The organism is Bradyrhizobium cosmicum, from assembly GCF_007290395.2.
GTDB lineage: Bacteria > Pseudomonadota > Alphaproteobacteria > Rhizobiales > Xanthobacteraceae > Bradyrhizobium > Bradyrhizobium cosmicum.
This window is the reverse complement of sequence record NZ_CP041656.2, coordinates 2,749,080-2,775,639: the sequence shown is the minus strand read 5'-3', so window position 1 is coordinate 2,775,639 and position 26,560 is coordinate 2,749,080. Positions and strand designations below refer to the sequence as shown.

The window sequence follows — 26,560 nt, the reverse complement described above, 5'->3', positions numbered from 1 at the left end:
CGACGTCAGATGCATGCCCGGATGTACGGTCGGTTGATCTCCCACAGCTCTTCCAGCAGGCCGCGTGCGGCCTCCTCGGAATGGATGACAGGGTCGAGCAGCAACGCTTGCAGCGCCATTTCCTTCGATGCGTGCATCGCCGCTTCCACAGCCATCTGCTGGACCTGAACCTGGACCGTCATCAGCTTGGCCACTCCGTCGGGCAACGGCCCGAGCGAGACAGGGTGGATGCCCGCGATATCTGCCACCACCGGCACTTCGACCGCAGCATCGGCCGGCAGGTTCGGGATCACGTGCCGATTGTGAATGACGGCGGACTCGATGAGTTGCTTACGGTTATGAACCATGGCGACTATGATGCTGATCGCGCGCTCTCCTGAGGGGACCGACCACCAGTCCGGCGCCTCGGTCCGGCCTGCGAGCACGTCATCGATCAGCCGGGTCAGCTTCGTGCGTTCGCTCTCGTCCCAGTCGTAATTGTAGCCGCCCTCGCCGGCCTCCCATCCGAACGAGAGATACTCGCCCACGTGACTGTCGCCACAGCCGAGCCAGTAGCCGAAGGCATGCAACAATTTGCGCGTCAGGGGGCAGAAGGTGGGATCGAAATCCCTCTCCTTCTCACGCAACAGCGGATAGAGGTCCTCGCCCGTCTCACGATCTCGTATTTCGCTCAAGCATTGGAAGTGATTGAGGCCGGCCCCCAACACATCCACCCGGTCTTCCGGCATTCCCAAAATTCGGGCGACATTGCCGCGAGCAAGAAATATTCCGTGGCAGAGGCCGAGGTTGCGAATCCTGCTGTACAGGCCGAGCGCCAGGATGATGCGACTTTCCGGATTGGAGAAGTTGATGAAGGTCGCGCGCGGGCAGCGGAGCTCCATTTCTCGCACGAAGTCGAAGACCACCGGCAGGGTGCGCAGTGTGAAGAAAAGACCTCCGGGTCCGCCGTTCTCACCTAGCGTGTGATGGATGCCAAACTTTCGTGGAATCTCGAAATCGAGCCGCCACAGCCGATTGCGATCGATCGCGGTGGAATGCACGACGAACTCGGCACCGTCGAGCGCCGCGCGCCAATCCGTCGTCGCCTCGATCTCAAACCCGGCGCCGGATTTCGCGTTGAGCAGTTTCGCGAGCCGCGTCGACCGGTCAAGCCGGTCGACATTTCGTCCGATCAGCACCAATGTTGAACCGGCCAGATCGCGGGTCGAGAACAGGTCCCGGAACATGCTCATCCCGAAGGATGCGCTGCTCGCGCCAAGAAAGACGATCTTCGTTGGCTTGGCCATACTCTGCTCCCCGCCGGAGACTAGCCGAAATCGAGCACCATGCGGCCGTCGATCTTGCCGGCCTTCATCCGCTCGAAAACGTCGTTGATCTCTGCCAGCGGCACCTTCGTCACCTCGGCCTTGACCTTGCCGTCGGCGGCGAAGGCGATGGCTTCATCGAGATCGCGCCTTGTGCCGACGATGGAGCCGCGCACGGTGATGCGCTTGAGCACCACGTCGAAGATAGGCGTCGGAAATTCGCCCGGCGGCAGGCCGACGAGGCTGACGGTGCCCTTCCGGCGCACCATCTTCAGCGCCTGCGCGAAGGCGGCAGTCGAGACCGCCGTCACCAGCACGCCGTGGGCTCCGCCCCCGGTCGCCGCCAGCACCTTGTCGACGGCATCGGCGTTGAGCGCGTTGACCGCGAGATCGGCCCCGGTCTCACGGGCGAGCGCGAGCTTATCTTCCGCGATATCGACGGCGACGATCTTGAGCCCCATCGCCTTGGCGTACTGAATCGCGACATGGCCAAGCCCGCCAACGCCCGAGATCACCACCCACTCGCCGGGCTTGGCCTCGGTCTCCTTCAATCCCTTGTAGGTGGTGACACCCGCGCACAAGATCGGCGCGATGGCGGCGAAATCGACCGTCGCGGGCAGCTTTGCGGCGAAGGCGGCCGACGCGATGACGTACTCGGCGAAACCGCCGTTCACGCTGTAGCCGGTGTTGTGCTGGTGCTCGCACAGCGTCTCCCAGCCGGTCTCGCAATATTCGCAGGACATGCAGGCATCGTGCAGCCAAGCGACGCCGACGGCATCGCCGACCTTCAGATTCTTCACGCCGGGTCCGAGCGCGGCGACGATGCCGGCCGCCTCATGGCCGGGGATGAAGGGTGGCACCGGCTTCACCGGCCAGTCGCCGGAGGCGGCGTGCAGATCGGTATGGCAGACGCCGCAAGCCTTCACCTTGACCAGCACCTCGCCGGGACCGGGCTGCGGCACCGGCACGTCCTCGATCACCAGCGGCTTGCCGAATTGTCTGACGATAGCGGCTTTCATGGTCGGCATCTGTCTGCTCCCTTGCGATATGCAAGGCAGACTAGCTTGGCCCGACAGCTCACCCTTGATTGGAGTCAAACCGCTCAAAGTTTGCGCAGCGCCCGTACCATCGTGACAAGGCGATGACAGCGCGCCGTGATGCGCGGAACTCGTCAGCTATGGAACTTCAGCCCGTCGACGATCTTGTCGATCACCTTGCGCTCGGCGCGCATCGCGATCCCGACGAGATTGAGGTCCGCGCGTGCCACCGCTTTGACCGCCTCTCGATTGGCGGCATCATGCGTCGTCTTGAACATGTCTTCGGTATAGAGCGCCGGCTTGACGTTGCGCGTCAACGCACGGTCGAGCGCGCGCGACAGTGCGGGACCGTCGGCACCATAGATCAGGATCGGCTGGCCGATCAGCGCGTGGTATTGCGTGCTTGAGGCGTCCTCATAGGGTTCGCCGATGCATTCGGGAAACGCCGCGGCAATGCCGCTGGTGAGAAAGGCCGCGACGTTGAGCTTCTGCCAGGCCTGAAGATCGGTGCGGATCACGACGGCGATCTTGGTGTCGAACTGCATGCATATCCTCGACTGTCATTCCGGGCTCGATGCTACGCATCGCAGGAACGACAGCAAGAGAAATTCATCACGCGGGGATTATCCCTTGGCGTCGCAGGCCCAGGCGCGGATCACGCATTCCTTGCCGCCGTATTTGTAGCATTCGCGCGTGGCGGCATTGAGCGTGGCGGAGATCTTCGGCTTGACGGCGTAGCCATAGGCGCCGCAGGGATTGGCCATATCGACCGACATCGCAGCGCAAGCGCGCTTCATCGTCACGGTCGTACAATCGCCCTTGCACTGCTTCAGCGCCGCGGCGCGGGCCTCGTGCTCGGCGCCGTAATCAAAAGCCTGGCCATAGGCGCCGCACTTGCCGACCGCAAACGCGCCGGCGGCTTGGGCATCCGTGATGTAGCGAGCACCCGCAACACAAACTGATAACGCAAAGAAAAACATCGCGCAGCGGCGCGCGACGACGTTCGAAGCCATGGAAAAACCCCTCCCCCCAGGCAGGTGGCGAGAACTCTAAGCGGCGGTCGTTTCCAGATGGTGAACGGGGAGTTGAAATCGGACGATCTGCAGATGCCATAGGGTGGATTAGCGAAACGTAATCCACCTCATTTGTTTCCGCCGAGACACAGTGGTGGATTACGCCTTCGGCTAATCCACCCTACTGCACTATCCCCGCCGTGCCGCTTCCAGCGCCTGCGGGGTGTCGATGTCAAGGAAGGCGCTCTCGCCGTCGACGGGCACTTCGGCGACCGCCTCCGCATGCCTGGCAATCAGGTGCCGCGCGCCGACGTCGCCGTCGAGCGTCATCAATTCCCTAAAGAAGCGGCGCGACCACAGCACGGGATTGCCGCGGCGGCCTTCGCTCACGGGCACGACGATCAGATTGCCACGGTCCGGCGCAAAGCCGTCGATGAGACGATCGATCAGGCCGGCATCGATCAACGGCATATCGCCGAGGCAGACCACCGCGCCGTCACACGTCTCCGGCACGGCGGCAATGCCTGATTTGACCGAGCTTGCAATGCCGCCGGCGAAATCCGGATTGCGGACGAATTTCACTTTCAAGCCTTCGAGCGCCTGCTCAACCAGCTCGGTCTGGTGGCCGGTGACGACGATCACTTCGGAGGCCTTTGAGGCCAGCGCCTGTTCGGTGGCAATCCGCACCAGCTTCTTGCCGTCGAGCTCGGCCAGCAGCTTGTTCGGCCCGCCCATCCGGGTCGAGCGTCCCGCCGCGAGCACGATGGCCGCGACGTTATTGCCCTCGATCTCGGGCTTGGCACGCGGCTGCGGCCGGGTCACGATCTCCATCAGAAGGCCACCGACGCCCATCCCCATCAGCTCGGACCGCGTCACCTTGATGCCGGCAAGCAGCCGCATCAGCACCCAATCGAACCCGTTCTCGACCGGCGAGCGCGCACAGCCCGGCGCGCCCAGCACCGGCACGCCACCGGCCCGCGCGATCAACAGCAAATTGCCGGGATCGACCGGCATGCCGAAATGCTCGATCTCGCCGCCGATACGGGTGACGGCCGCGGGAATCACGTCGCGGCGGTCGGCGATCGCAGACGCGCCGAACACGATCACAAGCTCGGCGCCGAGGCCGAGCAATTCCTTGATGGCCGCCGACAGCGCGTGCTCTTCATGCTGCACCCGTCGCTCGGCGATGATGCTGGCGCCGGCCGGCGCGAGCCGTTCGGCAGTAACGCGCAGCGTCTTGTCGATCACCTTGGAGGACAGGCCCGGCAGCAGGGTCGAGACGATGCCGACGCGCTTGATCACGTAGGGCGCGATCTTCAGCACGTCGTGGCCCGCTGCCTTCACCGCGGCATCGCGCAAGCTCCCTTCGACACCGAACGGGATGATCTTGACGGTGCCGACCATCTCGCCCTCGACCACGAACTTGAAGGCTGCGAGCGTCGCAAAGGTGATGGCCTCGTCGATACTGTTGATGCGGTCGACCGCAGCGCGGTCGATCACCAGCACACCCGGGCGCGCGGCAAACAGGTTGGCGCGGCCGGTAAAGGCGCGCTCGACATGGATGCCCTCGCCGCCGACGGCAAGCGCGATGCTGGCGGCCGCGACGTCCTCGGAGACGTCGCCCTCCTCCATGCGCACCACCACGACATCCTTGATGCCGGCACGCGTCAGCGCCTCGACCTCGGCCGGACCAATGGTCGTACCCTTCTTCAGAACCAGCGGTCCCTGGCGCAGGGTGTGGACGGTCACCCCGCCGATTGCATCCTTGGGGCTCGCCGGTCCGAACTTCATGCCGCTTCTTCTTTTTGTTTCGGTGGCAGGCGGAGCACCGCCGTGATCTCGGCCATGATCGACACCGCGATCTCGGACGGCGAGACCGCGCCGATCGCAAGACCAATGGGCGCGTGGATCCGCGCGATGTCGGAGTCCTTTGCGCCCTGAGCCCGCAGCCGGTCGCCGCGCTTGGCGTGCGTCTTCCGCGAGCCGAGTGCGCCGATATAGAAGCAGTCGCGTTCGAAGGCGTGCAGCAGCGCCGGATCGTCGATCTTGGGATCGTGCGTCACCGCGACGAAAGCCGTGTAATGGTCGACATTCAGCGGCGGCAGCGCCGTGTCGGGCCACTCTGCGACCAGCGGGATGTCGGGGAAGCGCTCCGGGCTCGCAAAGGCCGTGCGCGGATCGACCACCGTGACGTCATAGCCGAGCGAGCGCGCCAGCGGCGCCAGGGCCTGGCTGATATGGACCGCGCCGACGATGACGAGCTTTGCAGTCGGCGCGTAGACGTTGAGGAACAGTTTCTTGCCGCCGGCCTCCACATTGGCGCTCTTGCCCATGCGAAGCTGCTTGTCCAGCTCGGCACCCAGCGGGTCCTTCGCAAAGTCCTTCGCCTTCACCAGACGCTGCTCGCCGCTCTCGGTGTCCGTCACCAGAATGACCGGCCGGCGCGCGGCGCGCTCGGCATTGAGTTCGTGCAGGATCGCGAGCTTCACGGCTAGCCGACTTTCTCGACGAAGACCCGGATGGTGCCGCCGCAGGACAGCCCGACATTCCATGCGGTCTCGTCGGCCACGCCGAATTCCAGCATCCTCGGCTTGCCGCTCTGGATCACGTCCATGGCCTCGGTGACCACGGCGCCCTCGACACAGCCGCCGGAGACGGACCCCAGAAAGGTGCCGTCGTCGTTGATGACGAGGCTCGAGCCGGCGGGGCGAGGCGCCGAGCCCCAGGTCTCCACCACAGTCGCCAGCGCGACGCCGTGGCCGGCCTTCTGCCAGTCTTCCGCCGCCTTCAGGATATCCTCGTCACGATCGAGCATGGGTGGCCTCTCAGGCTGCGGAGCGGATCAGGCTGCGGTGTTGCGGCGGCAGCGGCCGGGAGAGCGCGCTGATCAGCTCATGGATCGAACTCAAATTATGTACCGGGCGGAATTCGTCAACGTGCGGGAGCATCATTTTGATGCCCTGGGCCTTGGCCTCGAAGCCGCCGAACCGGAGCAGCGGGTTGAGCCAGATCAGCCGGCGGCAGGAGCGGTGCAGCCGGTCCATCTCGAAAGCCAGCTTGGAATCGGCTTCCCGCTCCAGCCCGTCGGAGATCAGGAGCACGATGGCGCCCTGGCTCAGCACCCGGCGGGCCCACAATTTGTTGAAGTTGTGCAGCGAGGCCGAGATCCGCGTGCCGCCGGCCCAATCCTCGACCGAGGCCGAACAGCTCGCCAGCGCCTCGTCCGGATCGCGCTGCCGCAGCGCGCGGGTGACGTTTGTGAGCCGGGTGCCGAACAGGAACACCGAGACGCGCTTGCGGGCGTCGCCGATGGCGTGGAGGAAATGCAGGAACAGGCGGGTGTACTCACTCATCGAGCCCGAGATATCGAGCAGCGCGACGATCGGCGCCGGCTTCTCGATCCGCCCGAGGCGATGGATGTCGATGATGTCGCCGCCGGTGCGCAGCGATGCCCGCAGCGTGCGGCGCAGGTCGAGACGAAGCCCGCGTGGATCGGGCCGCTGCCGGCGCGTCAGAAGCTCGGCCTGCGGCAGCCGCATCCGCTCGATGGCGTGGAGGGCTTCGGTGATCTCCGCTGCGCTCATCTGGGCAAAATCCTTCTTCTGAAGGATTTCCTTGTCGGAGACCGACAGACGCAGATCCTGCTCCTGGTGCTGCGGCGTCTCCGTCATCCGCGGCTGCGACATCGCCTCCTGCACGCGGCGGGAGCCGGCCTGCGGCTTCTTCTTGGCCTGGTCCGGCAACGGCACCGAATCCAGCATGTGTTTCCACTCTTCCGAGGCGCGGAAGAACAGGTTGAAGGCCTGCTTGAAGATCAGCGCATGCTCGTGCCGCTTGACGAAGATCGCCTCCAGCGTGGTGAAGACATCGGCGCGGTTGCCGATGTCGATCACTTGCAGCGCGCTCATCGCATCGATCACCGCCCCCGGCCCCACCGGCATGCCGGCCGAACGCAGCGCACGGGCAAAGCCGACGATGTTGTCGGCGAACTGCTCGGTTTGCTCGGGTGCCAGGTGGTTGATGGCCATGGTTCAGCACTCTCAGTCGGCATTCCGGGGCGCGACGACGTCGCGAGCTAAGGTGCGCAATTGCGCACCTGAGAATCCATTCCTCCACCATCCGCGCGGCGCGATGGATTCCGGGTTCGCGCTACGCGCGCCCCGGAATGACGGGAAGATCAATTCTCGCTCGTCGCTTCCTTCAGCACCTTCTGCAGGGTGTCGCCCTGCATGCGGGTGATGTCATCCTGGTACTTGAGCAGCGCGCCCAGCGTGTCGCCGACCACTTGCGGGGTCAGCGAGCGGGCGTCGAGCTCGGACAGCGCGGTCGCCCAGTCGATGGTCTCGGCAACGCCTGGCGACTTGTAGAAATCCTGGTTGCGCAGTGCCTGGACGAAGCGCACCACCTGCTGCGACAGCTTCGCGGAGATGCCGGGCACGCGCGCCTTGACGATGGCGAGCTCGCGCTCTGCGGCGGGATAGTCGACCCAGTGATAGAGACAGCGCCGCTTCAGCGCGTCGTGGATTTCGCGGGTGCGGTTGGAGGTGATGATGACGATCGGCGGGCTCGGCGCCTTCACCGTGCCGAACTCGGGAATGGTCACCTGGAAGTCGCTGAGGATTTCCAGGAGATAAGCCTCGAAGGCCTCGTCGGCGCGATCGAGCTCGTCGATCAACAGCACCGGCGGCCCCGCGACGTCCGGCTCCAGCGCCTGGAGCAAGGGCCGCTTGATCATGTAGCGATCGGCGAAGATATCGGACGAGAGCTGGTCGCGATCGGTATCGCCAGCGGCTTCCGCCATCCGGATCGCGATCATCTGCGCGGCGCTGTTCCACTCGTAGACCGCGGAGGAGACGTCGAGGCCCTCGTAGCACTGCAGGCGGATCAGCTTGCGCCCCAGCGCCGCCGACAGCACCTTCGCGATCTCCGTCTTGCCGACGCCGGCTTCGCCCTCGAGGAACAGCGGCCGGCCCATGCGCAGCGAGAGGTACGTCACCGTCGCCAGCGACCGCTCCGCGAGATAACCGCGCGAAGTGAGAAGTTCGAGCATCGCATCGACCGATGCCGGCAGGGCAACAAGAGTCATGAAAGAGCCAGTCTTGCTTACGCCCTCACCGGGGGCAAGTATTGGGCCAGATCGTGAGGATCACTCACTCCTTGGCATTGGCGGCATCGACGGCGCGCCGCGTCAACACCCCGATGAGGTGCGCACGGTATTCGGCGCTGCCGTGAATGTCGCTGTTGAGGCCGTCCGCCGGCACCTCGATGCCGTCGAGCGCCTTCGCCGAGAACCGCTTCTTTAGAGCTTCCTCGAACGCGGTGACGCGAAACACGCCTTCGGAGCCGGCACCGGTGACGGCAACCCGCACGTCGGAGGGACGCCGCGCCACGAACACGCCGACCAGCGCATAGCGCGAGGCCTGGTTGCGGAACTTGATGTAGGCCGCCTTCTTCGGCAGCGGGAACATCACCTTGGTGATGATCTCGTCGGCTTCGAGCGCGGTCGTGAACAGGCCCTGGAAATACTCCTCGGCCTTGAGCCGGCGCTTGTTGGTGACGATGGTGGCGCCGAGCGCGAGCACGGCAGCCGGATAGTCGGCGGTCGGATCGTTGTTGGCGAGCGAGCCGCCGATCGTGCCCTTGTGGCGCACCGCGGGATCGCCGATCTGGCTGGCGAGATTCGCCAGCGCCGGAATGGCTTCACCGACGATCGCGGAGCTTGCGACCTCGGCATGCTTGGCGGTGGCGCCGATCACGAGCGCGCGGCCCTTCATCTCGATCGCGTCGAGCCCTTCGATATGGGAGAGGTCGACCAGATGCGGCGGGCTGGCGAGGCGCTGCTTCATGACGGGAATCAGCGTGTGGCCGCCGGCGACCAGCTTGGCGTCTTCGTTCTTCACCAGGAGATTGGCGGCCTGCCGCACGGTCCCGGGGCGATGATATTTGAATTCGTACATCTGAATGTCCTGATCGCGGGATGCGTGCGCGGTTTAGGCGAGATCGGATTTCGCCATCGCCTTGGCGCCGGCGGAGATCGAGGCGACGATGTTCTGGTAGCCGGTGCAGCGGCAGAGATTGCCTTCCAGCTCCTCGCGGATGGTGTGGTCGTCGAGCTCGTTGCCCTTGCGATGGACGATGTCGATCGCGGTCATGATCATGCCCGGCGTGCAGAAGCCGCACTGCAGGCCATGGTGCTCGCGGAAGGCCTCCTGCATCGGATGCAGCGGTGCGCCGTCGGCGGCCAGCCCCTCGATCGTCTTCACCTCGTGGCCATCGGCCATCACGGCCAGCGTGGTGCAGGACTTCACGGCCTTGCCGTCGAGATGCACGACGCAGGCGCCGCACTGCGACGTATCGCAGCCGACATGGGTGCCGGTCAGGCGCAGATTCTCGCGCAGGAACTGCACCAGGAGGGTGCGGGGGTCGACATTGGCCGTAACAGGATTGCCGTTCACGATGAGGGAGATTTTTGCCATAAGCACTCTCTATCAGCGCCCCGACGGGTCCCGTCGAAGCGGTTCTTATAATTATTCCAACCCATCATATGGGCCATTATGCCCGGGGGCAACATCGCCCCGGACGCAAGGTGCCATGACGAAAGGCGATAGCCTTCAGCCCTGTACCGCCTTGGCGAAGTTCGCGAAAAATTCGTCGGCCAGCTTCTTGGCCGTGCCGTTGATCAGGCGCTGGCCGAGCTGCGCCAACTTGCCGCCGATCTGCGCCTCGACTTCGTAGGTGAGCAGCGTGCCGCCGTCCTTCTCTGCCAGCTTGACCACCGCGCCGCCCTTGGCGAATCCGGCCACCCCGCCTTCGCCCTCACCGGAGATCTTGTAGCCGTTCGGCGGGTCGAGATCGCTCAGCGTGACCTTGCCCTTGAAGCGGGCCGAGACCGGGCCGACCTTCATTTTTGCCGTTGCGCGGAAGCCGCCGTCGTCGGTCCTCTCCAGCTCCTCGCAGCCGGGGATGCAGGCCTTCAGCACCGCGGGATCGTTGAGCTTCTCCCACACAGCCTCGCGCGGCGCCGCAAGCTGGACTTCGCCGTTCATTGTCATGGCCATGGGGTACCTCCCGGGATATCGAGCTTGGACCGTGTCAGAATAATAGTGCTCAAGTAACGCACGGAGGCCGCAAAGGAAAGGGTGGCCCTCGGTCACGTGCAATGCATATTCGCAACCGCAATAAGTCTTGTGCAGTCGGTTTTGGATTGGCACAGCCGGGCCATGATGGTTAGGTCGCGCGCAACATGAGCACAGCCCTCTCCCCCCTGCTCGCGCCGATGCTGTCGAGCGCGGCCATGCGCGCCGTCTGCGACGACCGGTCTACCCTGCAGAACATGCTCGATTTCGAGGCAGCCCTGGCACGGGCCGAGGCCGCCACGGGCGTGATTCCGGGCTCTGCAGTCGGCCCGATCGGCGCTGCCTGCAAGGCCGATTCCTTCGATAGGAACGCCCTGGCCGAGGCCGCGACGCGCTCCGGCAACCTCGCCATTCCCCTGGTCAAGATGCTGACCGCCCATGTCGGCAAGGCCGATGCAGAAGCCGCGCGCTACGTGCATTGGGGCGCGACCAGCCAGGACGTCATCGACACCGCGACCATGCTGGCGCTTCGCGCAGGCATCGACGCGCTGGACGCCGACCTCAGCCGTGCCATCAAGGGTTTTGCCGCACTGGCGCGCAGCCACCGCAACACCCCGATGGTGGCACGGACCTGGCTCCAGCACGCGCTGCCGATGCCGTTCGGGCTGAAAGCCGCCGAATATGCCGCAAGCCTCGCCCGCGCCCGCTGCCGCCTGCGGCGCTTGCGCCGCGAGGGCCTCGCGCTGCAATTCGGCGGCGCCGCCGGCACGCTTGCCGCCCTCGGCGACAAGGGGCTCGCGGTGGCCGAACGGCTGGCTCAAGAGTTGGGTCTGCCGCTCCCCGAGGCGCCCTGGCACACCCATCGCGACCGGATCGCGGAGGCGGCATCGTGTCTTGCGATTCTCGCCGGCAGCTGCGGCAAGATCGCGCGCGACGTCTCGCTGATGATGCAGACCGATGTCGGCGAAGCGTTCGAGCCCGCCGGCGAAGGCCGCGGCGGCTCGTCGACCATGCCGCACAAGCGCAACCCGGTCGCCGCCGCAAGCGCGCTGGGCTGCGCGACCATGGCTCCGCAGCTCGCCGCGACGATTTTTGCGGCCCAGGTGCAGGATCACGAGCGAAGCGCCGGCCCCTGGCACGCGGAATGGCCGACGCTGCCGCAATTGATGCTGGTGACATCAGGCGCGCTCGCCGCCATCGTCGACATCGCCGAAGGGCTGGAAGTCGACGCCGCGCGCATGCGCAGCAATCTCGACGCGACGCACGGGCTGATCATGGCGGAAGCCGTCACCTTTGCGCTCGCCGACAAGATCGGCAAGAGCGACGCGCACCATCTGATCGAGGCCGCGAGCAAGCGCGCGGTTGCCGGAAAGCAGCATCTGCGCGAAATTCTCGCGGCCGATTCGCTCGTCACCGCGCATCTTTCGCCGGAAAAAATTGCGGCATTGTTCGATCCGATGGCCTATCAAGGGGCTTCGCAGGCGCTAATCGACCGCCTGCTCGACAGCCTCAATCGCGAATAGAAGCGCGAGAATAAAACGGAGACGCCGCATGCCCATGATCGATGCCGACGGTTGCCTGATCAACGTCTCCGTCGAGGGCCGCGACGGCGGGCCGACCCTGATGCTCTCCAACTCGCTCGGCTGCACGCTGCAGATGTGGGAGCCGCAGATGAAGGCGTTGACGCAGGTGTTCCGCGTCATCCGCTACGACCGTCGCGGCCACGGCAAGTCGAACGTCCCGCCCGCGCCCTATACGATGGAGCGCTTCGGCCGCGACGTGCTGGCGATCCTCGACGACCTCAACATCGAGAAAGTGCATTGGTGCGGCCTGTCGATGGGCGGCATGGTCGGGCAATGGCTGGGCGCAAATGCGCCTGAAAGATTCGGCAAGCTCATCCTCGCCAATACCTCCTGCTACTATGCCGAGCCGACCAAATGGCTGGAGCGCATCGACGCCGTGAAGAAGGGCGGCATCGCCGCCGTTGCCGATGCCGTCATTGCGGGCTGGCTGACGCAGGATTTCCGCGAGCGCGAGCCCGACATCACCGCGAAGATGAAATCGATGCTGCTCGCCACCCCCGTCGAGGGGTATCTGGCCTGCTGCGAAGCGCTGTCCACGCTCGACCAGCGCGCGCTGCTGCCGAAGATCAAGAGCCCGACATTGGTGATCGCCGGCCGCCACGACCAGGCGACGCCGATCTCGGCGGGCGAACTGATCCGCTCCAACATTCCCGGCGCCAGCATGACCATCATCGACGCCGCCCACATTTCAAATGTCGAGCAGCCGCACGCGTTCACCGACGCGGTGGTGGGATTCCTGACGCAGCGCTAGCAACAACCGTCATTGCGAGCGCAGCGAAGCAATCCAGAAATCCCGCCGTGGAGACAGTCTGGATTGCTTCGTCGCTACGCTCCTCGCAATGACGGAGAGGAGGATAGAATGGACGACCAGAAGCGCCGCGACGCCGGCATGACCATGCGCCGAAAAGTGCTCGGCAATGCCTGGGTCGACAAGTCGATCGCGGGCCGCAACGCCTTCAACACCGACTTCCAGGACATGATCACGCGCTATGCCTGGGGCGAGATCTGGACACGGCCGCATTTCGACGAGCGCACGCGGCGGGTGCTGGTGATCGGCACCATGGTCGCGCTCGGGCAATGGGACGAGTTCCGCCTGCATGTGCGCGCGGCGCTCGCCGAGGGCGGTTTCACCGCCGACGACATCAAGGAAATCCTGCTGCAGCAGGCGATCTATTGCGGCGTGCCGGCGGTGAACCACGCCGTCAAGGAAGCCTCAGCGATTGTGCAGGAGCTCGGCCTGCTCAAGAGCTAGCGGCGCTGGAGCCTCGACGGTCTTCGGCGCCGGCGCGGGCCGTTCGATCACCACCACGATGGCAGCGCCGAGCAGCAACAGCAACTCAGTGGCGTGCAGGCGGAGGGCGGCCAACTCGCCGACCTTCGAGGCCATCACCATGCTGGCAAACGAGATCAGGCTGCCGATTGCCAGCGCGATGCCGAGCGCCTCGTCGCTGCCGCCGCCCTTGCGGACGCGCGGGATGCACAGAAGCAAGAGATAGATCGCGAAGAACGCCACGACGGTCAGCCGGCCAAGCGCCAGCAGCCAGGCCGCGCGCACCGTCTCCATCCCCGCCATCTGGAGATGGTCGCTGAGGAACAGCGCCACCGCAACGCTCGGCCGCTCGTAGAGGCCGTGCACCGGCGCGACCATGATGTTGAAGGCAACCAGCGTCCAGGCCGGGATAAAATAAGCGGCCACCAGCGCGCCGTTGACCGAGCCGATCCGCCAATTCCTGAACATGCCGCTTCCCGCTTCGCCTGCTACGCGCCCTCGCCAGAAGGCTTGCCGGGAGCTAACTCGCATCAGACTGCGGCGGCAATTTAAACTCTTTGTTTACCTTAACTGCCTGTGGACCGCGCGGCCCAAGGAGCGGGCCAAAGACGCGGGCCCACGAAAAAGCCCCGCCTTTCGGCGGGGCCTCTCTTCACGAACCTTCTGTCTTGGGCTCCAAAATATCTTGCGCTCCGAGATTATTGGGCTCCCAGATTACTTGTTGTCCTGACGGTGCTGCCCGCCCTGCTGCTGGCCGGGCTTGTCGCCCTGGCGCTGCGGATCCTGCTGCTGCTGCCCGGGCTTCTGGCCGCCGCCCTGTTGCTGACCGGGGTTCTGGCCCTGCTGGCCCGGATTCTGGTTCTGCTGCTTCGTCATGTCGGGAAACTCCCTTGTTGGACGTCAGTGCCGGGACAACCGCCGGCACCGATTTTGGTTGCTATGCGGAACCCGGTTCCTCACGTCCTGCGGAACCTCAAGACGACATCCGTAACGAAATGACTCTGTACAAGCCTTTATGCCAAGGCTTGGCCAGTTGCAGCCGCCAGTTCCCTCCTGTTACAAAACCCGGTGAATGCTCATGGGCTGCCGGGGCCCGAGAAAATCTTCGAAGAGCTCCCTTTGAGTCGCGTCAGGTTGGGGTAACGGCAGCCTTATGGATTATTTCGCCCAGCAGCTCATCAACGGCCTCGTGCTCGGCTCCATCTACGGCCTGATCGCGATCGGCTACACGATGGTCTACGGCATCGTCGGCATGATCAACTTCGCCCACGGCGACGTCTTCATGATCGGCGGCTTCATCGCCCTCATCACCTTCCTGCTCCTGATCTCGACCGGCCTCACCGCGATCCCGGTGATCCTGCTCATCGTGCTGCTGGTCTCGATGGCGATCACCGCGCTCTATGGCTGGACCATCGAGCGCATCGCCTACCGGCCTCTGCGTCATTCCTTCCGCCTCGCCCCGATGCTGTCGGCGATCGGCATGTCCTTCGTGCTGACCAACTACTCGCAGGTGGCGCAGGGCGCGCGCGTCAAGCCGATCCCGCCCGTCATCACCGGCGGCTATACGCTGCACGAGAGCGCGGACGGCTTCGTGATCCAGCTCTCCAACATCCAGATCATCGTGGTCATCACCACCATCGTGCTCTTGGCGATCTTCACATGGCTGGTGTCGCGCACGCGGCTCGGGCGCGACATGCGCGCCTGCGAGCAGGACCAGACCATGGCGGCCCTGCTCGGTGTCGACGTCGACCGCACCATCTCCATGACATTCGTGATCGGCGCCGCGCTCGCAGCCGTCGCCGGCCTGATGTACCTGCTCTATTACGGCCTGGTCGATTTCTTCATGGGGTTCGTCGCCGGCATCAAGGCGTTCACCGCCGCCGTGCTCGGCGGCATCGGCTCGCTGCCGGGCGCGATGCTCGGCGGTCTCGCGATCGGCCTGATCGAGACGTTCTGGTCGGCCTATTTCTCGGTCGAGTACAAGGACGTCGCGGCGTTCTCGATCCTGATCGTCGTGCTGATCTTCATGCCGACCGGCCTGCTCGGCCGTCCCGAAGTCGAAAAAGTCTGACGGTCGCGCGTGACAGTCATTTCGCCAGAAACCGCTTCCGCAAGCCGCTCCGCCGGCATCCCCGCTCTCCTGAAAACAGCCTTCGTCAACGCCTTGATCGCGCTGGTGCTGTTCTCGTTGATGGTCGGAATCCGCACCGAGGCGGGCTCCGATGGCCAGCTCACCTATTGGACGCGCTTCGGCGACGTCGCAGCGCTCGTCGCCGCAGTGTTCGGCGGCTCGATCGTGATCGAGCTGTTGCGCCAGTGGATCGGCCCGGCGGGCACTGAGAAGCTCATACTGCCCGCGGTGCAAACCGGCATGTCCTTCGTCGGCCGCTACCTCGCACCGGCTCTGCTGATCTTCACGCTGCTGGTGCCCGTGATCTTCTACGACCAGCGCTACATCCTCGACCTCGCGATCCTCGTGCTCACCTATGTAATGCTCGGATGGGGGTTGAACGTGGTGGTCGGGCTCGCGGGCCTGCTCGATCTCGGCTACGTCGCGTTCTACGCGGTGGGCGCCTATTCCTACGCGCTGCTTGCCACCAATTTCGGCTGGTCGTTCTGGGTCTGCCTGCCGCTCGCGGGCATCCTGGCTGCGTTCTGGGGCGTGCTGCTCGGCTTTCCCGTGCTGCGCCTGCGCGGCGACTATCTCGCCATCGTGACGCTCGCCTTCGGCGAGATCATCCGCCTCGTCATCATCAACTGGCAGGATCTGACCGGCGGGCCCAACGGCGTCTCCGGCATTCCGCGTCCCTCCTTCTTCGGCATCCCGCTCGACAACAGCGATAGCGGGCTCGCCGCCAGGCTCGGCATCGAATACTCGCCGACCCATCGCATCGTCTTCCTGTTCTATCTGATCCTGGCGCTGGCGCTGCTCACCAACTGGGTGACGATCCGCTTGCGCCGCCTGCCGATCGGGCGCGCCTGGGAGGCCCTGCGCGAGGACGAAGTCGCCTGCCGCGCGCTCGGCATCAACACCACGACGACGAAACTCACGGCGTTCGCGACCGGCGCGATGTTCGGCGGCTTCGCCGGTGCGTTCTTCGCAACGCGCCAGGGCTTCATCAGCCCGGAATCCTTTACTTTCCAGGAATCGGCGCTGGTGCTCGCCATCGTCGTGCTCGGCGGCATGGGCTCGCAGCTCGGCGTGGCACTCGCCGCACTCGCCATGATCGGCGGCTTCGAGCTGTTCCGCAGCCTCGAGACCTACCGCATGCTGGTGTTCGGCATGGCCATGGTGCTGATCATGATCTGGCGGCCGCGCGGTCTGATCGGCCATCGCGCGCCGACCGTATACCTGACCAAGGCGCACGCGATCTCCTCCGACCTCGTCAAGGAAGGCCACGGATGAGCGGCGCGAAGATTCTCAGCGTCGAACGGCTCACGATGCGCTTCGGCGGCATCGTTGCGGTGCAGGACCTGTCCTTTGCCGCCGAGCGCAACAAGATCACCGCGCTGATCGGGCCGAACGGCGCCGGCAAGACCACCGTCTTCAACTGCATCACCGGCTTCTACAAGCCGAGCGGCGGCGCCATCCGCCTCACCCATGACGACGGCAAGGTGATCGCGCTGGAGCGGCTGAACGATTTCCGCATCGCCAAGCAGGCCAAGGTGGCTCGCACCTTCCAGAACATCCGGCTGTTTCCCGGCATGACCGCGCTGGAAAACCTGATGGTGGCGCAGCACAACGCGCTGATGCGCGCCTCCGGCTTCACCTTGCTCGGCCTGATCGGCGCCCCTGTCTACCGCGACGCCGAGAAGCACGCGATCGATCTTGCCACCGACTGGCTCAAACGGGTCAATCTGCTCGACCGCGCCGACGACGCGGCCGGCAATCTCGCCTATGGCGACCAGCGCCGGCTCGAAATCGCACGCGCGATGTGTACCGAACCTGCACTGCTGTGCCTGGACGAGCCCGCTGCCGGCCTCAATGCGCGCGAGAGCGCCGCCCTGAGCGAGCTGCTGCTCTCGATCCGCAACGAGCTCGGCACCTCGATCCTGCTGATCGAGCACGACATGTCGGTGGTGATGGAAATCTCCGACCACATCGTGGTGATGGACCATGGCGTCAAGATCGCGGAAGGATCGCCCCGCGCGGTGCGCGACGATCCCAAGGTGATCGCCGCCTATCTCGGCACCGACGAAGACGAAGCCGTGGCGGTAATGGAGGGCGGGTCGTGACGTCGCCCAATCCACTGCTCGCGATCCGGTCCTTGCGCGCCGCCTACGGCAAGATCGAGGCGCTGAAAGGCGTCGACGTCGAGATCAATGCCGGCGAGATCGTGGCGCTGATCGGCGCCAACGGTGCCGGCAAGTCGACGCTGATGATGACGATCTTCGGCAAGCCGCGCGCCCGCGCCGGCCAGATCCTCTACGAAGGCCGCGACATTACCGACGTTCCGACCCACGAGATCGCGCATTTGCGCATCGCGCAATCGCCTGAGGGCCGCCGCATCTTCCCGCGCATGAGCGTCGCGGAGAACCTCCAGATGGGGGCGGATGCCACCGAGTGCACCGATGCCGAACGCGAGGCGACACTGGAACGCGTGTTCTCGCTGTTTCCACGGCTGAAGGAACGCTACGCCCAGCGCGGCGGAACGCTGTCCGGCGGCGAGCAGCAGATGCTGGCGATCGGCCGTGCCCTGATGAGTCGCCCCCGCCTTCTTCTGCTCGACGAACCCTCGCTCGGGCTGGCGCCGCTGATCGCCCGCCAGATTTTCGACGCGATCCGCACCCTGAACCGGCAGGACGGCCTGACGGTGCTGATCGTCGAGCAGAATGCTAACCACGCGCTCAAGCTCGCCCATCGCGGCTATGTCATGGTCAACGGCCTGATCACGCTGGCCGGGACGGGCGCCGAGTTGCTGCAGCGCCCCGAGATTCGCGCCGCCTATCTGGAAGGCGGCCGGCACGGCTGAGCGGCGCAAAGCCGGATCAAGTGCGGCCGAATGTGGCGAGATATCTCCGCCAATGCCCGTATTTTGCCGGTGACTTCTCACCGAATTCATTCAAGAATGGCGCCGGTTTGGACCGGGCGCACCCGGCAACTCCCACAGACGACCACCCGCGAGGTATCTCATGAAATCACTGAAGCTCATCGGTCTGGCATTCGGCGCGTCGATCGCGCTGTCGAGCGCGGCGTTCGCGCAGGATGTCACGGTCGCAGTCGCAGGCCCGATGACGGGCGGCGAGTCCGCCTTCGGCCGCCAGATGAAGAACGGCGCCGAGATGGCCGTGGCTGACATCAACACCGCAGGCGGCGTCAACGGCAAGAAGCTCGCGCTCTCCGTCGAGGACGATGCCTGCGATCCGAAGCAGGCCCGCTCGGTCGCTGAGAAGATCGCGAGCGCGAAAATGCCGTTCGTCGCCGGGCACTATTGCTCGTCGTCGTCGATCCCCGCCTCGGAAGCCTATGCCGACGGCAACGTGCTCCAGATCACCCCCGCCTCCACCAATCCGAAGTTCACCGACAGCGGCCTGTGGAACGTGGCACGGGTGTGCGGCCGCGACGATCAGCAGGGCCTGGTCGCGGCGCAGTACATCGCCAAGAACTTCAAGGGCAAGAACATCGCGATCCTCAACGACAAGACCACCTACGGCAAGGGTCTGGCCGACGAGACCAAGAAGGCGCTCAACAAGGCCGGCATCACCGAGAAGATGTACGAGTCCTACAACAAGGGCGACAAGGACTTCAACGCGATCGTCTCGCGCCTGAAGCGCGACAACATCGACCTCGTCTATGTCGGCGGCTACCATCAAGAGAGCGGCCTGATCCTGCGTCAGATGCGCGACCAGGGCCTCAAGACGATCCTGATGGCCGGCGATGCGCTGGCCGACAAGGAGTACGCCTCCATCACCGGCCCGGCCGGCGAAGGTACGCTGTTCACCTTCGGCCCCGATCCGCGCAATAAACCGACCGCGAAGAAGATCGTCGATGCCTTCAAGGCCAAGAACATCGACCCCGAAGGCTATACGCTCTACACCTACGCGGCGATGCAGGTCTGGTCGCAGGCGGCCAAGAAGGCCGGCACCACCGACGCCAAGAAAGTGATGGCGGCGATCAAGGCCGGCAAGTGGGACACCGTGATCGGCCCGATCGAGTACGACGCCAAGGGCGACATCAAGCAGCTCGACTACGTCGTCTACAAGTGGGACGCCAAGGGCGGCTACGCCGAGATCAAGGGTAACGGGACCTGAGACAGCCAGGCTGACCTTTTAACCCGACCAACCAACGCCCCGGCTCGCCGGGGCGTTTCGTTTGACGGCACTGTCAGACGGCAGCCGACAGTTCCCCACCCGCCGCAGCCTGCGCCTTCCGGAGCGCCTGCAGCAGATCGTTCGGCCGAAACGGCTTTTGCAGACAGACGACGCCCTTCAGATCGGGCGCCTCGCCCACGAAATCCAGCGCGGTCATGCCGGAGACCGCCACGATCGGAAACCCCGGAACACGCTCCCGAATGGTTGCCATGACATCGACGCCGCTGGTCTCGGCCAGGAAAATATCGACAATCGCAGCGTCAAAAGGGCTCTCGCCGAACGCCCTCAACCCCTCGGCGCCACTTTCGGCTTCGACTACGTCATAATGGTTGACCCGAAGCACCATCGCGACCATGGCACGGACGCCCTTCTGGTCGTCGATAACGAGGACACGGGGCATGGGAACAACTCCCGAATTCGCATCATTAATTGATTCAATTTACCGCAGAAGGGCGGCAAGGCAGTATGAGTCTGTCCAGTAAATCAGCCCTTACCAGATACCTGTTCCGAGTCCCCCTCCAAGTTAAGTAAGCTGTAACCCTCGGTTGAGTCGCAAGCGCTTTCTGTCAGGATGCGCGCCCGGAGCCGGCTACCATGACGGAAGCTGCTGTCCCGGACGGAAGAGATTGACGTACGAGGTCACCATGCCGGCTTACCAGAGCTCAACGTGCTAGCCCCCGCCGACCGGAGTACCTTCCTTTCGACCTTGCCGGCGACGCAAAGCGATCGCAAGGCAGCCTTGGCGATCGTCGGCATCTCCGCGATCCTGTTTGCGCTGGCCGTGCCGTTTGCGGGCACGCCGCTGGCGCAGGTGCCGGCGTTCGTGGCGAGCTATCAGTCGGCGCTCGCGGTCAACGACATCATCACCGCCGTTCTGTTGCTGTCGCAGTTCGCCGTGCTGCGCAGCCGTGCGCTGTTGCTGCTGGCGACCGGCTACCTGTTCACGGCGGCGGCCGCGGCGACGCACGCCCTCACCTTCCCCGGGCTGTTCGCCCCGGCGGGACTGCTCGGTGCCGGCTCGCAGACCACCGTCTGGCTCTACATGATCTGGCATGGCGGCTTCCCGCTGTTCGTACTGGCTTACGGCTGGCTGAAGGACGGCAATGGCGGGAACAGGGTCGCTGGCCCGACGGCATCCGCGGTCGCACTCTCCGTTGCCGGCGTGCTCGCGACGATGACCGTGTTCGGCTGGCTCGTAACTGCGCAGCACGGCCTGCTGCCGATCCTGCTGAAGGATGGCCACTACACCACCACCATGATCGGCGTGGTCTCGTTCGTCTGGTCCCTGAGCTTCGCGGCGCTGATCACGCTGTGGTTTCGCAGGCCGCACACCGTGATCGACGTCTGGCTCATGGTCACGATGTGCGCCTGGCTGTTCGACATCGCACTGTCGGCAATCGTCAACGTCGCCCGCTACGATCTCGGCTTCTACGCCGGCCGCCTCTACGGCCTTTGCGCTGCGAGCTTCGTGCTTGCCGTACTGCTGATCGAGAACGTCCGCCTCCAGGCGCACACGATCGGCCTCGTTGGCAGATTGCGGCAGCAATCGGCCTCGGATCGCGACTTCTACGGCAAGCGCCTGGCGCTCTACGGCGCCGTGGTCGAGTCCTCCAACGATGCCATCATCACCGAGTCGCTCGACGGCGTCATCACGGGCTGGAACAAGGCTGCCGAGCATCTGTTCGGCTATACCGCCGCCGAGGCCATCGGCCAGTCGATCTATCTCGTCGTGCCGCCGGACCGGAAAGCCGAAGCCAGGGGTATTCTCAACCGCATCAGCGGCAACGAGACGATCGCGCAGCACGAGACGGTCCGCATTCGCAAGGACGGCCGCCAACTCGACGTCGTCCTGAATGTCTCGCCCCTGAGATCGGACAGCGGCGAGATCATCGGCGCCTCCAAGATCGCCCATGACATTACCGAGGAGAAGCAAGCCAGGGAGAAACTGCGCCGCGAGACCGAAGAGCGCCAGCGCATCTTCGAGACCTCGCAGGATCTGATTCTGGTCACCGACGGCTTTGGCAATTTCGTGCAGGTCAGCCCCAGCGTGAAGGACATTCTCGGCTATAGCCCGGACGACATGATCGGGCACAGCGCGACCCAGTTCATTCACCCCGACGATCTCGACAAGACACGCAACGAGATGCGCGCGGCGCGGCGTGGTGCGGTCAAGCGCAGCTTCGAGGCGCGCTACTATCACGACGACGGTCACGAGGTCACGCTGAACTGGATGGGCACCTGGTCGGAGCCGGTGAAGCGCCATTTCTTCATCGGCCGCGACCTGACCGACAAGCAGGCCGCCGAGGCCCAATTTCGACAAGTCCAGAAGATGGACTCGATCGGCCAATTGACCGGCGGCGTCGCCCACGATTTCAACAACGTGCTGACCGTCATCACCGGCACGATCGGCATCCTGGCTGACGCCGTGGCCGACCGCCCCGAGCTCGCCGCCATCACCAAGCTGATCGACGATGCCGCCGAGCGCGGCGCGCAACTGACCAAGCACCTGCTCGCCTTTGCCCGCAAGCAGCCGCTGCAGCCGCGCGAGATCGACGTCAACGCGCTGACGCTCGAGGCCGCCAAGCTGCTGCATCCGACCCTCGGCGAGCAGATCACCATCATGCCGCAACTCACCGAGGATGCCTGGCCGGCACTGGTCGACCCCGGCCAGCTCTCGACCGCAATCCTCAATCTCGCGCTGAATGCGCGTGATGCCATGCCCAACGGCGGCACCCTGGTGCTGGAAACCCGCAACGTCTTCCTCGACGACGGCTACGCCAGCATGAATCCCGATGTCCTTGCCGGCAATTACGTGATGATCGCAATCAGCGACACCGGCACGGGCATTCCGCCCGAACTGATCGAGCGGGTGTTCGATCCCTTCTTCACGACCAAGGAAGTCGGCAAGGGCACCGGCCTCGGGCTCAGTATGGTGTTCGGCTTCGTCAAGCAGTCGGGCGGCCACATCAAGATTTACAGCGAGGAAGGCCACGGCACGAGCGTGAAGATCTACCTGCCACGCTCGAGCGGCGTGCAGGAGACCGAGTTCGAGGCGCTTCAGAACGTGCCCATCACCGGCGGCGACGAGAGAATCCTCATCGTTGAGGACGACGCGCTGGTGCGGCAGTACGTCATGACCCAGGTCAAGAGCCTCGGCTATACCGCGCTGGAAGCAGCCAACGCGGCCGAGGCCCTCGTTATCATCGACGCCGACGAGGACATCGACCTGCTCTTCACTGACGTCATCATGCCCGGCAACATGAACGGCCGGCAGCTCGCCGACGAGGCGGCACGGCGGCGCCCCGACCTGAAGACTCTGTTCACCTCGGGATACACCGAAAACGCCATCGTCCATCACGGCAGGCTCGATTCCGGCGTGCTGCTGCTGGCCAAGCCCTACCGCAAGTCCGAGCTCGCCAAGATGCTCAGGACGGCGCTGGCGAGTTGAGCCTTCGGCCTCGGTGCGCTATCGCTGACGGCTGCAGCGCATGGAGTGCCGGCCTTGAAAAATCTGCTCACCGATGTCGCCGGCGTCCGCGTCGGCCATGCCCATGATGCGAAGCTCGCTTCGGGCACGACCGCGATCATTTTCGACCAACCGGCGGTCGCTGCAATCGACGTGCGCGGCGGCGGCCCCGGCACGCGCGAGGACGCGTTGCTCGATCTTGCCAGCACGGTCGAGCGCGTCGACGCGATCGCGCTGTCCGGCGGCTCCGCCTTCGGCATCGAGGCCGGCGGCGGCGTCCAGGCCTGGCTCGCCGAACAGGGCCGCGGCTTCCGCATCCGCGAGGCGGTGATCCCGATCGTGCCGGGCGCGATCGTGTTCGACCTGCTCAATGGCGGCGACAAGAATTGGGGGCGCTTTGCGCCCTATCGCGACCTCGGCTACGCCGCGGCAGTGGCCGCTGGCGACGATTTCGCGCTGGGCAGCGTCGGTGCGGGCCTGGGGGCCACCACGGCGACCTTCAAGGGCGGGCTCGGCTCGGCTTCGGCCGTGCTGGCCAATGGCATCAAGGTCGCCGCAATCATCGTCGTCAACGCCGTCGGCAGCGCGACCGTCGGCGAAGAGCCGTGGTTCTGGGCGGCGCCGTTCGAAGACAATGGCGAGTTCGGCGGGCGCGGCCTGCCGCCCAAATTCACGCAGGACATGCTGGCGATGCGCATCAAGGGCGGCCCTGCCGCGAGCGCACGCGAAAACACCACGATCGGCCTCGTCGTTACCGATGCCACGCTGACCAAGGCGCAGGCCAAGCGGCTTGCGATGATCGCGCATACTGGATTCGCACGCGCGATCTATCCGGTGCATGCACCGACCGACGGAGATGTGCTGTTTGCGGCCGCGACCTGCGAGAAACCGGTCGAGCCGCTGGTCGGTCTCACCGAGCTCGGCACGGTCGCCGCCAACGTGGTTGCGCGTGCGATCGCGCGCGGCGTCTACAACGCCACCGCTCTGCCATTCCCCGGCGCGCTACCTGCTTGGAAGGACAGGTTCGGCGGATGACAGCGGCGATGCTGAAACGTCAGACACTCATCGACATCGACGAGCCGGCAGCCGCGGAGGCGCCTTGCCCCTGCCCTCCTTGCCGCTGCATCAACTGCGCGAACAGATCATAGGCCGAATTGCCGGAGGAGCCGGAGGCGCCGGGGACCGTCGTCGACATCTTGAAGCCGTCGGCATAGGTGACGGTGGTGGTGGTCGAGCCGTCGGCGGCGGTCGTCGTGGTCGATGTCGACCCGCCGCTCGACGACGACGAGGAATCCGATCCATCGCCCGAACCGCTGGCTCCTTGCGCGTGGTGACCATGATGGCCGCTCTTCAGCGCCTTCGACATCTCGTCCAGGCTGACGCTACCGTCGGAGTTCGAATCCATTTTCGAGAAGACGTCGTCGGCCTTCGCGAGGTTGGTGCCCCCGGCTCCCAGCGCGTTCTCGAACTCGGATTTGGTGATCTTGCCGTCGCCGTCGCCATCGATCTGCGAGAACAGGTCCTTCAGCGACGCATCCCGACTGGTCGATGTCGAGGAGGTCGAGCTGGATGAGGTCGAGCTGGCGGTGCTGTTCGTGCTGGTGGACGACTGGCTCTGCGCGGCGAACAGCGCGTTCATCGTCTCCGGCGAGAGCTGTGGACCCTTGCTTGGGGTCAGCGAGCTCACGATGTTGCCGGGATTGTCGACCGCGAACGCGCTGGTCGTGCCTTGCCGGGCCCCGGTCTTCTGCGCCGAGTCGGCCTTCTGCGTCGACGATGACGATTCCGAGTTCGTCAGCGATTGGATCGCGTCGAGCGCGCTCGATACGGCACCAAGGGCGAGCAACATTGCACAACTCCAACCGATGCGGCACGCCGCAACCAATGTTCTGGCGGTGAAGTCAGCAAGCGTCGTGCCAGCGCGAAAAGCTCAATGAAATCCGCCTTCACTACGCCCCGGGCGGACCGGAAACACCGGCAATTCGTGCCGGGCGCGGCAGAAATTTCCGCCCACAGGAAGCTCACCGCCCCTGCATTGCCCGGCTGAGAGGCCCATGTTAGGCGAGCATCACCTTTCACGGCCGCCACGGGACACCGCGCCATGACCCAAGCCTTCGCCCCCCGCCCCCTGGCCATCGCGCCCTCGATCCTGGCCTCGGACTTCTCCAAGCTCGGCGAAGAGGTCCGGGCGGTGGACGCCGCCGGCGCCGACTGGATCCATCTCGACGTGATGGACGGGCATTTCGTTCCGAACATCTCCTACGGCCCCGACGTCATCAAGGCGATGCGCCCGCACACCAAGAAGATCTTCGACGCGCATCTGATGATCTCGCCCTGCGACCCCTATCTCGAGGCCTTTGCGAAAGCCGGCTGCGACCACATCACCGTGCATGCGGAGGCCGGTCCCCATCTGCACCGTTCGCTCCAGGCCATCCGCGCACTCGGCAAGAAGGCCGGCGTCTCGCTCAACCCGGGCACGCCGATCAGCGTGCTCGAATACGTCATCGACCTCGTCGACCTCGTGCTGGTGATGTCGGTCAATCCCGGCTTCGGCGGCCAGGCCTTCATCCCCTCCGCGATCGGCAAGATCCGTGACATCCGCGCGATGACCGCCGGGCGTCCGATCGACATCGAGGTCGATGGCGGTGTCGGCCCTGACGTCGCCGGCCCCCTCGCCGCGGCCGGTGCCAACGCGTTCGTCGCTGGTACTTCCGTGTTCAAGGGCGGCACGCAAGAGGCCTATAAGACCAACATCGCAGCGATCCGGAGCGCAGCGCTGGCGGCTCGCGGCGAAGCCATCTAAGCCGCGTCAGCCACGACACCAGCTCCCGCAGAACTGCGGCTCCTAAGGGAGTTGCGGCGCGCAATGCCTAAAATTGCAACTAAGGTCCGTACTCCTCCGGGCTTCCCTGATTCGCGCAAATCACCGTTAGTGATTCCTGCCTGTTTTCGCGGGAGCACATCATGACGACGACCCTGGTTTGGACTGGCGTGGCGTTGTGGATCGGTTTCAGTGCGTTTGTCGTGTTTGGCCCGTCGGCCGGACCGGTACAAGTCCCGGCCCGTTCGGCCCGTCACATCCGTCGCCATCGGATCTGACACCGTGCAGATCGTACTCGTGAAGCGTCAACCGAAGCGCCGGTGTCGCATCCCGCGACGTCCGCATCCGAGCCTCGATGATTTCTTCGGCCGGCTCGAACGCACCGAAGGCGAGATGCGCGACGACACCGGGGCCGAGACGGCAGACCTTGATTATCCGTTCCGGTCACCGCGCCAGCATTGAAATTCTTGATTGGACCAAGATTGATGAAACCGCACTGCCCGAACTGCCTGAAGGAAATGACCAAGACATCCGCGTCGCGCAACCTGTTCAACTGCGAGCCCTGCCGCGAGATCATCCAGTATTTCGGCGGCAGCGCGGATCACGGCGAGCCCGGTCCCCAGTTCTCCTGGCCCATCCGCCGCAAGCGCTCCGTCCAAACCGCCCACGCGGCCTGAG

Annotated in this window: 29 protein-coding genes; 13 read left to right on the top strand and 16 right to left on the bottom strand. The window is 64.9% G+C overall.

Features of this window, described 5'->3' with window-relative positions:
* Positions 1–5: 5 nt before the first annotated feature.
* The 12 genes from FNV92_RS13090 to FNV92_RS13035 form a co-directional block, all read right to left on the bottom strand.
* Positions 6–1,286: a family 4 glycosyl hydrolase gene (locus tag FNV92_RS13090; protein ID WP_143840662.1), complete on the bottom strand. Its 1,281-nt coding sequence runs from the start codon at positions 1,284–1,286 to the stop codon at positions 6–8.
* Between the two features lie 20 nt (positions 1,287–1,306).
* Positions 1,307–2,332 (bottom strand): alcohol dehydrogenase AdhP, encoded by a 1,026-nt coding sequence (adhP, locus tag FNV92_RS13085; protein ID WP_143840663.1) that lies wholly within the window; start codon positions 2,330–2,332, stop codon positions 1,307–1,309.
* Positions 2,333–2,475: 143 nt separating this feature from the next.
* Positions 2,476–2,886, bottom strand: coding sequence for a DUF2000 family protein (locus FNV92_RS13080; protein ID WP_143840664.1), 411 nt, complete (start codon positions 2,884–2,886; stop codon positions 2,476–2,478).
* 78 nt (positions 2,887–2,964) lie between these two features.
* Positions 2,965–3,354, bottom strand: coding sequence for a DUF4189 domain-containing protein (locus FNV92_RS13075; RefSeq protein ID WP_143840665.1), 390 nt, complete (start codon positions 3,352–3,354; stop codon positions 2,965–2,967).
* 189 nt (positions 3,355–3,543) lie between these two features.
* The gene (locus tag FNV92_RS13070) at positions 3,544–5,145 is read right to left on the bottom strand and encodes an NTP transferase domain-containing protein (RefSeq protein WP_143840666.1); all 1,602 of its coding nucleotides are present in this window, start codon (positions 5,143–5,145) and stop codon (positions 3,544–3,546) included.
* The gene (locus tag FNV92_RS13065) at positions 5,142–5,843 is read right to left on the bottom strand and encodes an XdhC family protein (protein WP_015685129.1); all 702 of its coding nucleotides are present in this window, start codon (positions 5,841–5,843) and stop codon (positions 5,142–5,144) included. Before FNV92_RS13065 ends, FNV92_RS13070 begins: the two co-directional genes overlap by 4 nt.
* 2 nt (positions 5,844–5,845) lie before the next feature.
* The gene (locus tag FNV92_RS13060) at positions 5,846–6,169 is read right to left on the bottom strand and encodes an XdhC family protein (protein ID WP_015685128.1); all 324 of its coding nucleotides are present in this window, start codon (positions 6,167–6,169) and stop codon (positions 5,846–5,848) included.
* A 10-nt stretch (positions 6,170–6,179) separates the two neighbouring features.
* Complete coding sequence (locus FNV92_RS13055) at positions 6,180–7,382, bottom strand: vWA domain-containing protein (protein ID WP_143840667.1); 1,203 nt, start codon at positions 7,380–7,382, stop codon at positions 6,180–6,182.
* 149 nt (positions 7,383–7,531) lie between these two features.
* On the bottom strand, positions 7,532–8,440 hold the full coding sequence (locus FNV92_RS13050; protein WP_143840668.1) for an AAA family ATPase: 909 nt from the start codon (positions 8,438–8,440) through the stop codon (positions 7,532–7,534).
* 64 nt (positions 8,441–8,504) lie between these two features.
* Positions 8,505–9,311 (bottom strand): FAD binding domain-containing protein, encoded by an 807-nt coding sequence (locus FNV92_RS13045; RefSeq protein WP_015685125.1) that lies wholly within the window; start codon positions 9,309–9,311, stop codon positions 8,505–8,507.
* 33 nt (positions 9,312–9,344) lie between these two features.
* Positions 9,345–9,830, bottom strand: coding sequence for a (2Fe-2S)-binding protein (locus FNV92_RS13040; RefSeq protein WP_008137528.1), 486 nt, complete (start codon positions 9,828–9,830; stop codon positions 9,345–9,347).
* A gap of 135 nt (positions 9,831–9,965) precedes the next feature.
* Positions 9,966–10,412 (bottom strand): SRPBCC family protein, encoded by a 447-nt coding sequence (locus FNV92_RS13035; protein WP_143840669.1) that lies wholly within the window; start codon positions 10,410–10,412, stop codon positions 9,966–9,968.
* 185 nt (positions 10,413–10,597) lie between these two features.
* Here FNV92_RS13035 and FNV92_RS13030 point away from each other — a divergent pair, with 185 nt between their 5' ends.
* The 3 genes from FNV92_RS13030 to FNV92_RS13020 all read left to right on the top strand — a co-directional run bounded on the left by FNV92_RS13030 (position 10,598) and on the right by FNV92_RS13020 (position 13,265).
* On the top strand, positions 10,598–11,953 hold the full coding sequence (locus FNV92_RS13030) for a 3-carboxy-cis,cis-muconate cycloisomerase (protein WP_143840670.1): 1,356 nt from the start codon (positions 10,598–10,600) through the stop codon (positions 11,951–11,953).
* Between the two features lie 28 nt (positions 11,954–11,981).
* Positions 11,982–12,764 (top strand): 3-oxoadipate enol-lactonase, encoded by a 783-nt coding sequence (pcaD, locus tag FNV92_RS13025; RefSeq protein WP_143840671.1) that lies wholly within the window; start codon positions 11,982–11,984, stop codon positions 12,762–12,764.
* Positions 12,765–12,872: 108 nt separating this feature from the next.
* Complete coding sequence (locus FNV92_RS13020) at positions 12,873–13,265, top strand: carboxymuconolactone decarboxylase family protein (protein ID WP_143840672.1); 393 nt, start codon at positions 12,873–12,875, stop codon at positions 13,263–13,265.
* Here FNV92_RS13020 and FNV92_RS13015 read toward each other — a convergent pair.
* Both FNV92_RS13015 and FNV92_RS13010 read right to left on the bottom strand, forming a co-directional pair.
* On the bottom strand, positions 13,227–13,751 hold the full coding sequence (locus FNV92_RS13015) for a hypothetical protein (RefSeq protein ID WP_143840673.1): 525 nt from the start codon (positions 13,749–13,751) through the stop codon (positions 13,227–13,229). The two genes, FNV92_RS13020 and FNV92_RS13015, sit on opposite strands and share 39 nt — an antisense overlap.
* Positions 13,752–13,997: 246 nt before the next feature.
* Entirely contained in the window at positions 13,998–14,159 is a 162-nt protein-coding gene (locus tag FNV92_RS13010) for a hypothetical protein (RefSeq protein WP_168213234.1), read from the bottom strand.
* Positions 14,160–14,436: 277 nt separating this feature from the next.
* Between FNV92_RS13010 and FNV92_RS13005 the strand changes: the two genes are divergently transcribed.
* From FNV92_RS13005 to FNV92_RS12985, 5 genes are all read left to right on the top strand, one after another.
* Positions 14,437–15,354 (top strand): ABC transporter permease subunit, encoded by a 918-nt coding sequence (locus FNV92_RS13005; protein ID WP_015685118.1) that lies wholly within the window; start codon positions 14,437–14,439, stop codon positions 15,352–15,354.
* Between the two features lie 9 nt (positions 15,355–15,363).
* Positions 15,364–16,689, top strand: coding sequence for a high-affinity branched-chain amino acid ABC transporter permease LivM (livM, locus tag FNV92_RS13000; RefSeq protein ID WP_143840674.1), 1,326 nt, complete (start codon positions 15,364–15,366; stop codon positions 16,687–16,689).
* Positions 16,686–17,519, top strand: coding sequence for an ABC transporter ATP-binding protein (locus FNV92_RS12995; RefSeq protein ID WP_015685116.1), 834 nt, complete (start codon positions 16,686–16,688; stop codon positions 17,517–17,519). Before livM ends, FNV92_RS12995 begins: the two co-directional genes overlap by 4 nt.
* On the top strand, positions 17,516–18,256 hold the full coding sequence (locus FNV92_RS12990) for an ABC transporter ATP-binding protein (protein WP_143840675.1): 741 nt from the start codon (positions 17,516–17,518) through the stop codon (positions 18,254–18,256). Before FNV92_RS12995 ends, FNV92_RS12990 begins: the two co-directional genes overlap by 4 nt.
* Before the next feature lie 160 nt (positions 18,257–18,416).
* Positions 18,417–19,535 carry a branched-chain amino acid ABC transporter substrate-binding protein gene (locus FNV92_RS12985; protein ID WP_015685114.1) on the top strand — a complete coding sequence of 373 codons (1,119 nt, stop codon included), beginning with the start codon at positions 18,417–18,419 and terminating at the stop codon, positions 19,533–19,535.
* Between the two features lie 73 nt (positions 19,536–19,608).
* Here FNV92_RS12985 and FNV92_RS12980 read toward each other — a convergent pair whose 3' ends face one another.
* The gene (locus FNV92_RS12980; RefSeq protein WP_143840676.1) at positions 19,609–19,995 is read right to left on the bottom strand and encodes a response regulator; all 387 of its coding nucleotides are present in this window, start codon (positions 19,993–19,995) and stop codon (positions 19,609–19,611) included.
* Between the two features lie 267 nt (positions 19,996–20,262).
* On the opposite strand from FNV92_RS12980, the gene FNV92_RS12975 reads away from it, so the two are divergent.
* Positions 20,263–23,043: a PAS domain S-box protein gene (locus FNV92_RS12975; protein WP_186355490.1), complete on the top strand. Its 2,781-nt coding sequence runs from the start codon at positions 20,263–20,265 to the stop codon at positions 23,041–23,043.
* Between the two features lie 54 nt (positions 23,044–23,097).
* A complete protein-coding gene (locus FNV92_RS12970) occupies positions 23,098–24,096 on the top strand; it encodes a P1 family peptidase (RefSeq protein ID WP_143840678.1) in 999 nt (332 codons plus the stop codon).
* A gap of 19 nt (positions 24,097–24,115) precedes the next feature.
* Here the strand turns inward: FNV92_RS12970 and FNV92_RS12965 are convergent, their stop codons facing one another.
* A complete protein-coding gene (locus tag FNV92_RS12965) occupies positions 24,116–24,910 on the bottom strand; it encodes an EF-hand domain-containing protein (RefSeq protein ID WP_143840679.1) in 795 nt (264 codons plus the stop codon).
* A 252-nt stretch (positions 24,911–25,162) separates the two neighbouring features.
* Here FNV92_RS12965 and rpe point away from each other — a divergent pair, with 252 nt between their 5' ends.
* From rpe to FNV92_RS12950, 3 genes are all read left to right on the top strand, one after another.
* Positions 25,163–25,864 carry a ribulose-phosphate 3-epimerase gene (rpe, locus tag FNV92_RS12960; protein WP_143840680.1) on the top strand — a complete coding sequence of 234 codons (702 nt, stop codon included), beginning with the start codon at positions 25,163–25,165 and terminating at the stop codon, positions 25,862–25,864.
* Positions 25,865–26,164: 300 nt separating this feature from the next.
* Complete coding sequence (locus FNV92_RS12955) at positions 26,165–26,344, top strand: hypothetical protein (RefSeq protein WP_143840681.1); 180 nt, start codon at positions 26,165–26,167, stop codon at positions 26,342–26,344.
* Between the two features lie 56 nt (positions 26,345–26,400).
* Positions 26,401–26,559, top strand: a complete 159-nt coding sequence (locus tag FNV92_RS12950) for a hypothetical protein (protein WP_240536168.1) — start codon at positions 26,401–26,403, stop codon at positions 26,557–26,559.
* Position 26,560 lies beyond the last annotated feature (1 nt).

Coding starts and splice junctions, on each gene's coding strand:
- FNV92_RS12965 (WP_143840679.1), bottom strand. CDS start 24,910: ATGTTGCTCGCCCTTGGTGCCGTATCGAGCGCGCTCGACGCGATCCAA.
- FNV92_RS13020 (WP_143840672.1), top strand. CDS start 12,873: ATGGACGACCAGAAGCGCCGCGACGCCGGCATGACCATGCGCCGAAAA.
- FNV92_RS13035 (WP_143840669.1), bottom strand. CDS start 10,412: ATGGCCATGACAATGAACGGCGAAGTCCAGCTTGCGGCGCCGCGCGAG.
- FNV92_RS13045 (WP_015685125.1), bottom strand. CDS start 9,311: ATGTACGAATTCAAATATCATCGCCCCGGGACCGTGCGGCAGGCCGCC.
- FNV92_RS13090 (WP_143840662.1), bottom strand. CDS start 1,286: ATGGCCAAGCCAACGAAGATCGTCTTTCTTGGCGCGAGCAGCGCATCC.
- FNV92_RS12980 (WP_143840676.1), bottom strand. CDS start 19,995: ATGCCCCGTGTCCTCGTTATCGACGACCAGAAGGGCGTCCGTGCCATG.
- FNV92_RS13050 (WP_143840668.1), bottom strand. CDS start 8,440: ATGACTCTTGTTGCCCTGCCGGCATCGGTCGATGCGATGCTCGAACTT.
- adhP (WP_143840663.1), bottom strand. CDS start 2,332: ATGCCGACCATGAAAGCCGCTATCGTCAGACAATTCGGCAAGCCGCTG.
- FNV92_RS12995 (WP_015685116.1), top strand. CDS start 16,686: ATGAGCGGCGCGAAGATTCTCAGCGTCGAACGGCTCACGATGCGCTTC.
- pcaD (WP_143840671.1), top strand. CDS start 11,982: ATGCCCATGATCGATGCCGACGGTTGCCTGATCAACGTCTCCGTCGAG.
- rpe (WP_143840680.1), top strand. CDS start 25,163: ATGACCCAAGCCTTCGCCCCCCGCCCCCTGGCCATCGCGCCCTCGATC.
- FNV92_RS13075 (WP_143840665.1), bottom strand. CDS start 3,354: ATGGCTTCGAACGTCGTCGCGCGCCGCTGCGCGATGTTTTTCTTTGCG.
- FNV92_RS13055 (WP_143840667.1), bottom strand. CDS start 7,382: ATGGCCATCAACCACCTGGCACCCGAGCAAACCGAGCAGTTCGCCGAC.
- FNV92_RS13080 (WP_143840664.1), bottom strand. CDS start 2,886: ATGCAGTTCGACACCAAGATCGCCGTCGTGATCCGCACCGATCTTCAG.
- FNV92_RS13030 (WP_143840670.1), top strand. CDS start 10,598: ATGAGCACAGCCCTCTCCCCCCTGCTCGCGCCGATGCTGTCGAGCGCG.
- FNV92_RS13010 (WP_168213234.1), bottom strand. CDS start 14,159: ATGACGAAGCAGCAGAACCAGAATCCGGGCCAGCAGGGCCAGAACCCC.
- FNV92_RS12985 (WP_015685114.1), top strand. CDS start 18,417: ATGAAATCACTGAAGCTCATCGGTCTGGCATTCGGCGCGTCGATCGCG.
- FNV92_RS12950 (WP_240536168.1), top strand. CDS start 26,401: ATGACCAAGACATCCGCGTCGCGCAACCTGTTCAACTGCGAGCCCTGC.
- FNV92_RS13060 (WP_015685128.1), bottom strand. CDS start 6,169: ATGCTCGATCGTGACGAGGATATCCTGAAGGCGGCGGAAGACTGGCAG.
- FNV92_RS13070 (WP_143840666.1), bottom strand. CDS start 5,145: ATGAAGTTCGGACCGGCGAGCCCCAAGGATGCAATCGGCGGGGTGACC.
- FNV92_RS13005 (WP_015685118.1), top strand. CDS start 14,437: ATGGATTATTTCGCCCAGCAGCTCATCAACGGCCTCGTGCTCGGCTCC.
- FNV92_RS13040 (WP_008137528.1), bottom strand. CDS start 9,830: ATGGCAAAAATCTCCCTCATCGTGAACGGCAATCCTGTTACGGCCAAT.
- FNV92_RS13015 (WP_143840673.1), bottom strand. CDS start 13,751: ATGTTCAGGAATTGGCGGATCGGCTCGGTCAACGGCGCGCTGGTGGCC.